Annotated in this window: 8 protein-coding genes and 1 pseudogene; 8 read left to right on the top strand and 1 reads right to left on the bottom strand. The window is 40.8% G+C overall.

Annotated elements, in window-relative coordinates; translation table 11 throughout:
- Positions 1 to 408: 408 nt before the first annotated feature.
- From Afil_RS09835 to Afil_RS09820, 4 genes are all read left to right on the top strand, one after another.
- A complete protein-coding gene (locus Afil_RS09835; RefSeq protein ID WP_230268386.1) occupies positions 409 to 2,067 on the top strand; it encodes an N-6 DNA methylase in 1,659 nt (552 codons plus the stop codon).
- Positions 2,054 to 2,587 (top strand): hypothetical protein, encoded by a 534-nt coding sequence (locus Afil_RS09830; RefSeq protein ID WP_230268385.1) that lies wholly within the window; start codon positions 2,054 to 2,056, stop codon positions 2,585 to 2,587. The genes Afil_RS09835 and Afil_RS09830 overlap by 14 nt, the downstream gene beginning before the upstream one ends.
- A gap of 643 nt (positions 2,588 to 3,230) precedes the next feature.
- Positions 3,231 to 4,748, top strand: coding sequence for a type I restriction-modification system subunit M (locus Afil_RS09825; RefSeq protein ID WP_230268384.1), 1,518 nt, complete (start codon positions 3,231 to 3,233; stop codon positions 4,746 to 4,748).
- Positions 4,738 to 5,232: a restriction endonuclease subunit S gene (locus tag Afil_RS09820; protein WP_230268383.1), complete on the top strand. Its 495-nt coding sequence runs from the start codon at positions 4,738 to 4,740 to the stop codon at positions 5,230 to 5,232. The genes Afil_RS09825 and Afil_RS09820 overlap by 11 nt, the downstream gene beginning before the upstream one ends.
- Here Afil_RS09820 and Afil_RS09815 read toward each other — a convergent pair.
- Positions 5,229 to 5,840, bottom strand: coding sequence for a restriction endonuclease subunit S (locus Afil_RS09815; protein WP_230268382.1), 612 nt, complete (start codon positions 5,838 to 5,840; stop codon positions 5,229 to 5,231). The two genes, Afil_RS09820 and Afil_RS09815, sit on opposite strands and share 4 nt — an antisense overlap.
- 25 nt (positions 5,841 to 5,865) lie before the next feature.
- Between Afil_RS09815 and xerA the strand changes: the two genes are divergently transcribed.
- From xerA to Afil_RS09795, 4 genes and pseudogenes are all read left to right on the top strand, one after another.
- Positions 5,866 to 6,852 (top strand): site-specific tyrosine recombinase/integron integrase, encoded by a 987-nt coding sequence (xerA, locus tag Afil_RS09810; RefSeq protein WP_230268381.1) that lies wholly within the window; start codon positions 5,866 to 5,868, stop codon positions 6,850 to 6,852.
- Positions 6,849 to 8,006, top strand: a complete 1,158-nt coding sequence (locus Afil_RS09805; protein ID WP_230268380.1) for a restriction endonuclease subunit S — start codon at positions 6,849 to 6,851, stop codon at positions 8,004 to 8,006. The genes xerA and Afil_RS09805 overlap by 4 nt, the downstream gene beginning before the upstream one ends.
- Before the next feature lie 51 nt (positions 8,007 to 8,057).
- Positions 8,058 to 11,147, top strand: coding sequence for a type I restriction endonuclease subunit R (locus Afil_RS09800; protein WP_230268379.1), 3,090 nt, complete (start codon positions 8,058 to 8,060; stop codon positions 11,145 to 11,147).
- 206 nt (positions 11,148 to 11,353) lie between these two features.
- A pseudogene (locus tag Afil_RS09795) lies at positions 11,354 to 11,539 on the top strand (IS256 family transposase); the annotation flags it as partial.
- Between the last annotated feature and the right edge of the window lie 143 nt (positions 11,540 to 11,682).

Below are 11,682 nucleotides of genomic sequence, written 5' to 3'. Positions count from 1 at the left end.
GTCAGATAGAAATTCTTCAAAAACTGGATCTGATTCCACGACCAGATCCAGTAGACCAGCCCAAAAGGAAACGTGGTCGTCCACGCAAAAATCCGACCGTATAGTTTAGCTGATTGGGAAAGTTCTAGTTTACGACTGGACCAGTTTTCAATTGACAAAAATAAGTCAGTAGAATTTACATATACAGAACCTGGATCAGAACAATTCTGTACAGTTTTTTCTTGCGTTCTAATGTCTTCTTTTCGGTTTTCCTCCGTCTCACAGGGTTAAAAGGCAATAATTCCTCATGATAATTGGATTGCCATAAATAATCATGAAAAAGTTTATATAAACTTCTTGAATTTTGGTCGGATTAATGCCAGAATAAGCTCAAGGAAAAAAGTTTAAATAAACTTAGGAGGTACGAATTTGCCAACAGAAGTAAAGACATCAAAAGAAAGAATTGCTAGTGATCTGGAGATTTTAAAAGTTGAATCTCCAATGAAAGAGCTGAGCGCTGTCAAATCAAGTGAAGAAATTTTAAATCTGGCTGTAGCAGCAGCCCATGTATTAAACAAAGACATTAGCGACATCAATGTAGACGGGGCTAATCAGGAGGCTGTCTCTTTATGGACAGAGGCTTTACGGGATCTGGATTATGAAGGGATCAAGAGTACCATTATTAATGCTCTTTCGATTACTGATTCTACGGAACCCGGAAACGGTCTGAAGATTCTTCCTGATCTGATTCGACTTTTTGAGGGGGATGTAAAACCGCTGCGAATCCTCAATATGAATTCGTGTCGTGGAAATATTACTGCAAAAGCGGCGCAGGATTTCCCGACTGCCAGAATTGTTTCAGAAGACCTGAACCCCAGACATTGCATGCTTCAGCAAATTGTTAGCAGGGTGTTTAACCTGCCCATCGAAGTGAGAATCGATCGCTTGAATCATAAAACAGAAAAAGGCCGATTTGATCTTGTTCTTGGAGAACTTCCATTTGGAATGAGACGAGTAGAGCGCACACCAATCCTCGCTTTTAATGGTGAAGAAATCAACGTTCGGTCGTACGAGGCTGAGTTGGTTAATGATGCTCTTATTTCATTGGATAAAGATGGAATTGCCGCTTTGGTCACTACGCCTTCTGTCCTCTTCTCTAACTCCGAAAAGAAGTTCGTCAATGCATTGATCAAGAGCAGCGTTATTGAAAAAGTCATTCAGCTTCCTGCTGGAATCCTCCCTAATACTTCTATTTCTCCTGTGCTTCTTATTCTGAGTAAAAAAGAGAATTCGAAGATTCAAATCTGTGATCTTAATAGTATCTTTTCTCTTGGCCGAAAAAAGAGTTTGCAGAAACAGAAGGAGCTTCTGGAAGGATTAGAGTCAACGATTCGTAATCACGAGACCCTCTTTAACGATTTAAGTGTTGCAGAGGCAGAAGCTGACAGCTCCCTTTTATATCCGCAGCGCTACTACACTCAGACTAGTCTGAGAGACTTTGAGAATACATACTGTGTTAAGGATGTTGCTGAAGTATTCAGAGGAAAAAATCTGGCTAAGATGAATGAGAATGCTGAAGGCGATTGTTATCTTCTTACAGCCAAGGCACTGCGTGATCAGCAGATTGATATCTCCGCATTGGAGACAATCGGCGAAGATTCTTCAGCTCAAAATGATATTTATTTAATGGATGGTGATATTCTGATCTTTTCCAAAGGGGTCGCACCACAGATTGCTTTTATGGAAGGTATTGGAGAAATGCATGTGATTCCTAGCAGCAACTTTCTTGTTATCCGCCCCGATCTTCAAAAAATTGATCCTCGGTATTTGATGGCTTACCTCACTTCGAGCGACGGTAAAAACAGATTGGAATCCATCAGTAAAGGCTCTGTTATAAAAAATATTACAACCCCGGATCTTAAAAATATGGAAATTCCCAAACTTGATCTGGAGCAGCAGAAAGTCATGGGAGCCAGATATAAGATCCTTCAAGACCGGCTGAAAGAAGCTAGACAGCGGGTAGAGAGAATTATTGCAAAACGAGATTCTCTTTTTGATGAGGGTGGTGAGTCTCTTGGCGTTAGATAAACAGGGCCTTGACAATCTGGCATATGAAGTCTGTTCCTACGTATCTGATCGTCTTCTCCTGGAGAATCGAACAGGAGGGCTTGAGTCTTATCTAAAAAAGATTGGCTTTTATGAGGATACAGAAACAACCCAAAACGACTGGATCTTCAATCGATATACAGCCAAGGTCATGATCATTGGATTTACGCACCTCGATAAAAAAGCAATTGATCAAATTGCCTCTCAAGTTGGAATTGACCCCAGACAGATTGAATTCGTGACTAATGAAGAAATCAAGAGATTTAATTACGGCAAACTAAAACTTAATTATGAGTATTCGGATATCATTATTGGACCGATTCATCATAAAGGAAAAGGCGTAGATGGTTCTTCAAGTCCTATTTCAATGATTGAGGCGAACCCAAAAGAATATCCAAATTTAGTTAAAGCTGTTGTGAATAATGAGCTTAAGATTACTAAAGACAGTCTTCACAAGGCTCTGAAACGAACAATCAAATTCAGACACCTTTACGAAATTTGAGCAAAAGAATGGCGCTCATGGTGTATTGAACCAGTAACGAATGAACGCAAAGAAATACGAAACTCGTGCAGCTTCAAAGCCAGAAGGAATTATTGTGACAGAAAACAGGCTGCGGGAACGCAATGAACTGCATCGTTCGATTTGGGCGATTGCAGAAGGCCTTAGATGTATATTCCAATAAATCAGACTGAGATTTCGTATTTTAGGGTTCTGAATTCCGAAATCTGAGATCAGAATCCCAAGGTTTGAGTTTAAAGCTTCATATAGTAATTTTTAATATATTTAGATTTATCTATCGGCGTAAGTCGACCATGCTATTCGGGCGTAACACGCCCGCTTTTCCGTGCCAAGAGAACGGGGTAATCCGCCGGGAGTCGGGGCATAAAAGATGGAATGGACCATTTGGTTTATGCCCCTTTTTGCGAAAAAAAGATTTATCAGGATGGTATCGCTAAACAAATTGGTCCATTTCCAATATTGAGGGGACAGGAAAACCAATCTTTATATCAGGCTTAAATAGCGGCTGATCTTTCGGTGTAAGAAGCCACTGATAGCCTGATTTTTTTTCGATGAAAGCCCTTTGCAATCCAGGGGTGATTATAATGAAAGAATACATAGCCCATGAGGCAAAAGAAGGAGACTTATGGCAAATACAAAGAAGAGAGTATCTAATAAAGCAGATGTGGGATTTGAAGCTGAACTGTGGAGTGCAGCCGATGTTCTCCGCGGTAGCATGGATGCTTCTGAATATAAACACGTTATTCTCGGCTTAATCTTTTTGAAGTATATCTCTGATTCTTTCGAAGCAAAACGTGCTGAACTTTTAAAAGACCCATATGCTGATCCTGACGATAAAGATGAGTATATTTCTGAAAACATATTTTTCGTTCCGGAAGGTGCTCGATGGGATGTGATTAAGAACTCCGCGCATACAAACTCTGTTGGAACAGCCATCGACTCTGCGATGGAACAAATCGAGAAAGAGAACCCAAAACTGAAAGGCGTTCTACCAAAAAACTATGCCCGCCCTGAAATGGACCAGCGAAGATTAGGTGAAGTTGTCGATTTGTTCACCAATATCAAAATGCACGAACACGGAAACGAAAAAGATATTCTCGGAAGAACCTATGAATATTGTCTCCAGAAATTTGCTTCCCAGGAAGGCAAAAACGCAGGCGAATTCTATACGCCTTCTTCTGTAGTGCGCACGCTTGTTGAGGTTTTAAAACCTTACCATGGCCGTGTTTACGATCCTTGCTGCGGTAGCGGCGGAATGTTTGTGCAGTCTGCAAAATTCATTGAGAATCATGGAGGTCACCTGAATGATATTTCCGTGTTTGGGCAGGAATCTAATCCGACTACCTGGAAGCTTGCTCAGATGAACCTGGCGATCAGAGGAATTGATGCAAACCTCGGCCCCCACAACGCAGACACCTTTTTGGAAGATCTTCACCCTCATGAAAAGATGGATTTTGTGATGGCGAATCCTCCTTTCAACGATAAAAGCTGGTGGCACAAATCGCTCGAAGATGACCCGAGATGGGCTTATGGAACACCTCCTGAATCAAACGCAAACTTTGCCTGGATGGAGCATATGATTTCTCACCTGAACCGAAACGGAAAGATCGGTATGGTCCTGGCAAATGGTGCGCTTTCTACTCAGACAAAGGGTGAGGGCGAAATCCGTAAAAAAATCATTGAAGCAGACTTGGTTGATTGCATAGTAGCTTTGCCTGAAAAGCTCTTCTATTCAACGGGTATCCCTGTTTCACTCTGGTTTCTTTCAATGAATAAAAAGCAAAAAGGAAAGACGCTTTTTATTGACGCTAAAGATATGGGAACCATGGTTTCCAGGAAACTGCGCGAATTTTCCGATGAAGATGTTAAAAAGATAGGTGAACTTTATCAATCCTACGAAGAAGGTAACCTTGAGAATAATCCAGGGCACTGGGCAATAGTCGATACCGAAGAAATCGCAAAACAGGACTATATTCTAACTCCAGGCAGATACGTAGGAATTGAAGAAGACAAAGAAGATGGAGAGCCATTCGACGAAAAAATGAAACGCCTGACTTCTGAACTTGGTGATTTGTTTAAACAATCACGTGAACTCGAAGATGAAATCAGGAAGCAACTGGAGAATATTGGGTATGAAATTTAAAGATGTCTGTCGGGTGATTAATGGCCGTGCCTATAAATTAAACGAACTACTAGAGAAAGGAAAATATCAAGTTCTTCGAGTGGGTAATTTTTTTACCAATTCAGAAATGCTCTATTCAGATTTAGAACTTGAATCAGATAAATACTGTGAGGATGACGATTTGTTGTTTGCTTGGTCAGCATCATTCGGACCAAAAATTTATCGCGGACCAAAATCTATTTATCACTATCATATTTGGAAACTGCAGGTAGATGACAGTAAAGCAGATAAATACTATTTGTATTACTGGCTTCTAAACAATGTTCGAAGAATGCAAGCTGGCGGACATGGAAGTGTGATGGCTCATATAACAAAGCAAGATATGGAAAACCAGGAAATTGATCTTCCGCCTCTTCAGCTTCAAAAAAGAATAGCCGGCATCTTGAATTCTCTAGATGAGAAAATGGATAACAATGCTCTCATAAACAAGAATTTAGCGGCTTAGAGGTCGATGCCCGAGACATCCAGCTCGCCGGACATAAGGCGAGGGAGTAGAGCATCCCTTATTGAGGCCAGTCTTGAGGATTGCGTTTCGTTTTCCTGCATGGCTTTATACATAGGTAAAACAAGTTCTTCAAACTCTCGGAGTGTCTTTTCATATGGGATACGGAGCTGCATTGCATTCAAAATGTTTGTTGTCATACTCGGAACAGCAGAACCAGCATTCAGCGAAGCAAGATCCTTACTCTTTATAAAATGGAAAACAAACTTTGCCACATTAGGGCGTTGCATCTTAGTGTAAAACATCGTATCTACAGACCAAAACGCCCCATTGACATACATTACATTGTTGAGTGTACCCTTACGAGGTATCAAAACTGACTCCCCAGAATAGAGTGGTCGCTCAACATAACGCATAATTCCACCAGAACCATATACGGGATAGCCACCATCAGCCAGCTTTTTATGATCTTTTCCGTATTTAACCTCTACCAAATCTGAAAGAAGTCCTGTTTCCCACTGCGGGTTGGCTTTTTTAATGAAGAGTTCTTCGTAAATAGCCTGCGCCTGCTGCTCTAAATTCTTGTTTGCTCCACCTACTGATATTTGCATACTCACTGTAGGCGAGGTGAAGATTATGCAGGAAATCTTAGTGAACAGTGTTGTCCAGGCGTTGAGTGGTTTGTTTGGTTACGGAGAGTTGAAAACGATTGAGACTGTTATTCGAGCTGTAGTTTCGCAGTTCGATGTTTCTCAAAATCATCAGGAAGACCCTTCTAAGCAAAATGAAGAGTATTTGGATTTGTTTTTATCGGCCAAACAGGTCGAAGGCTGCTCTGAGAAGTCGATTGATTATTATAGAAAAACTATTCAAAAGATGCTCGATCAGATTAGTAAGCCTGTTATTGGAATCATGACTGATGATCTCCGATCTTATTTATCTGATTATCAGAAGCTACATGGATCAAGCAAAGTAACTATCGATAATATCCGAAGAATTATCTCAAGCTTTTTTTCTTGGCTCGAAGAAGAGGACCATATCCTAAAGAGTCCAGCAAGAAGGATTCACAAAATTAAAACAGATAAGGTGATCAAAGACACTTACTCTGATGAAGAACTCGAAAAAATGAGAGATTCAACGTCTAACAGCAGAGATTTGGCAATGATTGATTTGCTTGCCTCCACAGGTATGCGTGTTGGTGAGCTTGTCAAACTTAACATTGATGACGTTGATTTAACCGAGAGGGAATGCATTGTATTTGGTAAAGGTAATAAAGAACGTCCAGTCTACTTTGATGCGCGCACTAAGCTCCATCTTTCCAAGTATTTGTCTGAACGGGTAGATGGAGGAGAAGCGCTGTTCGTAGGATTAAAGCAGCCATATGCCAGATTGACGATAAATGGGGTAGAGTCACGACTAAAGACTATCGGCGAAGGTGCCGGAATCACCAAAGTCCATCCCCATAAGTTTCGAAGGACTATGGCTACAACAGCCATTGATAAAGGTATGCCGGTTGAGCAATTGCAAAAATTGCTTGGACATGAACGGATTGATACAACCATGCAATATGCGATGGTGAAACAAAGTAATGTAAAAAGCTCACATAGGAGGTGTATTGGATGATAATTAAATTAGACGAGGTAATTAAAGATATCGCGGCAGGACCTTTTGGTTCGAATTTAAAAGTTGAATGCTTCACTTCATCCGGTTTCCCCATCGTAGATGGAGCTAATCTCAAGGGAGTTAAGGTGACTGACAATATAACGAAATTTGTTTCGGAAGAGAAGGCGCGATCATTAAGCCGATCTATCGCCAAAAAAGGTGATGTTGTTGTTACTATTAGCGGAACTGTTGGGCAGATAGCCTATATCCCGAAAGACTCTAAATACAATGAATACTTAGTCTCGCAGAGACAATTCCGCGTCTCTTTTGATGAAGATCAAGTATACGTTCCATACCTTGTTTATTATTTCCACACCAGAGAAGGGCAATCGAAAATTTTGGCATTTAAAAACCAGACTGGTGTTCCAGCTTTGGCACAACCATTGAAGAACTTTAAAAACATTGAAATTGATTTACCTTCCTTGGAATTTCAGAAAAAGCAGATAAATTTGATTGAGCGAATGCAAGCGAAAATCGATCTCAATAATCAGATAAACAAGAATTTAGAACAGCAAATACAGGAAATTTTCAGAAGTCGATTCCTCACACCAGGACCATCACGAGATGGATGGAAAAAGACCACTCTCGCGGATGTATCCCTAATAGGAGCTGGGGGAGATAAACCAAAAACTGTATCTGCCGTTCAAACCACAGAATATCCATATCCAATTTATTCTAATGGCATTAGAGACGAAGGCCTTTATGGATTTTCAAGTGGGTACAAAATTGAGGATGAAAGCATTACGGTCTCCGCGAGAGGAACTATTGGTTATGTTTGCTTGCGCCATCGACCATATACCCCGATAGTCCGGCTTATCACCTTAGTCCCGAAAAAAGAAATAGTATCTGCGAAATATCTTTATCTGTGGTTAAGGAACTCCAAAATTCTCGGAACTGGGACTACGCAACAACAGCTTACAGTTCCTGATTTTCAGAAAACAGAAATAGTCGTGCCAACAGCAGAAGAAATGAACTCATTTACAGATGTTGTTTCTCCTCTTTTTGAAACCATTTGGGCAAATCAGGCGGAAAATTTAAAGCTTGCCAACTTAAGAGATATCTTGCTTCCAAAACTATTCTCCGGTGAACTTGACATATCTAATATTGAGCTCTAAGCCAATAAATTCTTGTTTTCACCAGCTAAATCCTAGAAAAGGAGGGATTCCATGAATCAATACACTGAAGATTCCTATGAAAAGACTCTGATACAGTTGTTCGAGTCAGAATTAGGCTATGAATATCAATATGGTCCAGATATGGATCGGGATTATAGGGATCCCCTTCTTCTCGAGGTATTAAGAGATTCACTACGAATGTGTAATCCTGACCTTCCAGCTGCTGCCTTTGACGAAGCAGTAGTCAAAATTCGGAATTTGGAGGTCGGTTCTCTTGAAACCAGGAATGAACAATTTACAGACTATCTGCAGAATGGGCTGAGAGTCTCCTACTATCGAAATGGTGAAATGAAAAATGATCTGGTTCATTTGATCGATTATAACGATGTACAGAACAACTCTTTTCTCATCGTGAATCAGTTCACTGTAGAAGAATTTAAAAAGAAAAGGCCAGATCTTGTCCTGTTTGTAAACGGAATGCCATTAGTTGTGATCGAGCTCAAATCGCCATCACGGGATGAAACAGGTGCTTCTGAGGGATATGTTCAGCTGCGCAATTATATGCTGGATATCCCCTGCTTATTTAACTATAATCAAATTTGCGTGATGTCCGATATGTTGGTTTCACGAGCTGGTACAATCTCGAGCAATGAAGACCGTTATATGGACTGGAAAACGACAGATGGAAATTATGAAAACACGAAGTTTGCAAACTTTGAAACCTTTTTTACGGGCATTTTCCAGAAGGATCGTTTCCTGAATATTCTGAAAAACTTCATTTTATTCATGACGCCTGGTGGTCGGCTAATCAAGACTCTGGCTGGATATCATCAGTATTTTGCCGTTGAGAAAGCCGTTCATTCCACGATGCTGGCTTCAAAAACAGACGGACGAGGGGGAGTATTTTGGCATACTCAAGGCAGCGGTAAGTCGCTGTCTATGGTTTTCTATACTCATTTATTAGACCAGCAAATGGATGATCCAACTTTTGTTGTCCTTACTGATCGCCGTGATCTTGACGATCAGCTATTTAAGACCTTCTCGGATTGTCATAAGTTCCTGCGTCAAACGCCTGTTCAGGCCACCTCTAGAGAAAATCTATATGAGCTTTTAAATAATAGACAAAGTGGCGGTATCATCTTTACCACTATGGCCAAATTCGAAGAAGAATGGGGAGCTCTATCTAAACGGAAAAATATTATTGTTATGGCGGATGAGGCCCATCGTAGTCAATACGGTCTTACTGAAAAATTTGTAACGACCAAGGATCAATACGGGAATGTTCTTGCAAAAACGGTGATTGGGGCAGCCAAAAAAGTTCGCGATAGTCTTCCAAATGCGACCTATATCGGCTTCACTGGAACGCCAATTGATTCTGAAGATAAAGACACGAGAGCTGTGTTCGGAGACTATATTGATATTTACGACATGACTCAAGCTGTTGAAGATGGTGCGACCAGACCGGTTTACTATGAAAGCCGGGTTATGAAGCTTAAACTCGATGAAGAGACTCTTCGAAGAATCGACAACACGTACGATATGTTGGCTGCTGAGGCAGATGAGATCACAATTGATAAAAGCAAAAAAGAACTTAGCAATATGGAGGCTATTCTTGGCAGTGATGAAACGATTGACTCTCTAGCAAGAGATATTATTGATCACTACAAAGAAAATCGTGAAAATTTATTGACTGGGAAAGCGCTGATCGTTGCTTACTCCAGAGAAATTGCTGTGAAGCTTTACCATAAGATGCTGGAGCTTGAACCTACCTGGGATAAAAAGGTCAAGATTGTAATGACTGGAAGTAATAAAGATCCAGAAGAGTGGCACGAATATACGGGTACGGATAAGTATCGAGCGGATTTGGCAAAAGAGTTCAAAGATAATGAGTCTGATTTCAAAATCGCGATTGTTCGTGATATGTGGCTCACGGGTTTTGATGTTCCATCCTTGGCTACTATGTATGTTTTTAAACCAATGAGCGGCCATAACCTGATGCAGGCGATTGCCAGAGTGAATCGTGTCTTCGGGGATAAAGAGGGCGGACTTGTAGTCGATTATATTGGTATTGCCTCCGCATTAAAGCAAGCAATGAAGGACTATACCAAGAGCGACCAGAAGAATTTTGGTGACCCAGATATTAAGAAAAAGGCACTTCCTATATTTGAAGAGGCTCTATTCAGCTGTAGAGACTTATTCAAAGGGTACGACTATAAGTCCTTTTTGCAAGGTACGGATTTGGAAAAAGGAAGAGCAATCACTGGTGGAGTGAATCACATCATGGATTTAACCCATCAAGAAATGAATATTCCAGAAAAAGAAAGAGCACAGTTCAAATTTATCAAGGAAGCCCAGCGTTTGAAGCAGTCTCTCTCTCTGTGCAGCAGTTTGGTTGATGATAAACAACAAAGAGAAGCGGGTTATTTTATCGCTGCAAAAACGCTTTTAAATCGGATTTCGACTTCCGGTGCTTCGGGCAGGCTGTCTTTGAAAGAAGTGAACGCTCAAATTAATGAACTTCTGAAACAGACGATCAAGAGTGAGGGTGTGGTAAGCCTTTTCTCAGATCGTGGGGAAGAATTTTCACTTTTTGATACTGACTTCTTAGAGGAAATCAGAAATATGGAGGGAAAAAATCTGTCCCTGGAACTTCTGAAAAGATTACTGAATGATGAAATCCGTGGCTTCAAAAGAACTAATGTTGTTAAATCAGAAGAGTTTTCTGATCGCTTGAAGAAAGCGTTAAATTCCTATGTGAATGGGTTGATAACGAATGAAGAAGTGATTGAGGAATTGATGCGGATGGCCCAAGATATCAGGAATGCCAGTCAGGCAGGAAATGATCTGGGTTTATCTATTGAAGAAGTCGCTTTCTATGATGCTCTCTGCAAGCCGGAAGCGGTAAAAGACTTTTATGAAAACGACCAACTGGTACAGATTGCAAAAGAGCTCACGGATATTCTTCGGCATAGTGTCTCGATTGACTGGCAACGCAAAGAAAGTGCCAGAGCCGGAATCCGCAAAAATATTAGACGTCTTTTGAGGAAGTACCATTATCCACCTGAAGAAATTCCTGGTGCGATTGATCTGGTTCTTTCTCAAGCAGAACTAATGGCGAACAATTTGTCTCAATATTTGTAAACCAGTGCATTAGAAATATTATTAGTATTTTTCCTTTCTGCAGGAAAGAATGTCTGATAGATTTTGCGAAATAACGACCAAAGGACTGACTCCACCCTCACATGGAGCCAGCCCTGAGAGTGTAAGGTCTTTTGTGTAAATTCCATCAAGGCATCAGACTGATACAATCAGCTTGAGCCTGACAAATTTATACAAGGAGACCACTTATGCCACGTAAAGCTAAAGCTGCACCAACCCTTCAGGAACAGATTGCTTCAACCATCGTTAAGGAATACAAACCTAAGACGTTTAAAGAAGCCTCAGACCTCATCAGGGAAATATTTGGCCCTGTCCTTGAACAGATGCTCCAGGGAGAACTTGATTCGCATCTCGGTTATACCAGCGGATCGCATGTTTTTTGTAGTTTATAACTGGTCCAAAAAAGCGAAAATCGGATTTGAAAACTGGGCCACCTGACTTGTATCGTACTCCGTAATGGAGGACTAGAAAGTGCATACTCAGATGACAGTTTTCAAATACATCGATTTACGAACAC

It is taken from the genome of Allobaculum fili (assembly GCF_020969955.1).
Classification (GTDB): Bacteria; Bacillota_I; Bacilli_A; order Erysipelotrichales; family Erysipelotrichaceae; genus Allobaculum; species Allobaculum fili.
The sequence above is the reverse complement of the archived record's forward strand: the minus strand, read 5'-3'. Positions and strand labels throughout refer to the sequence as shown.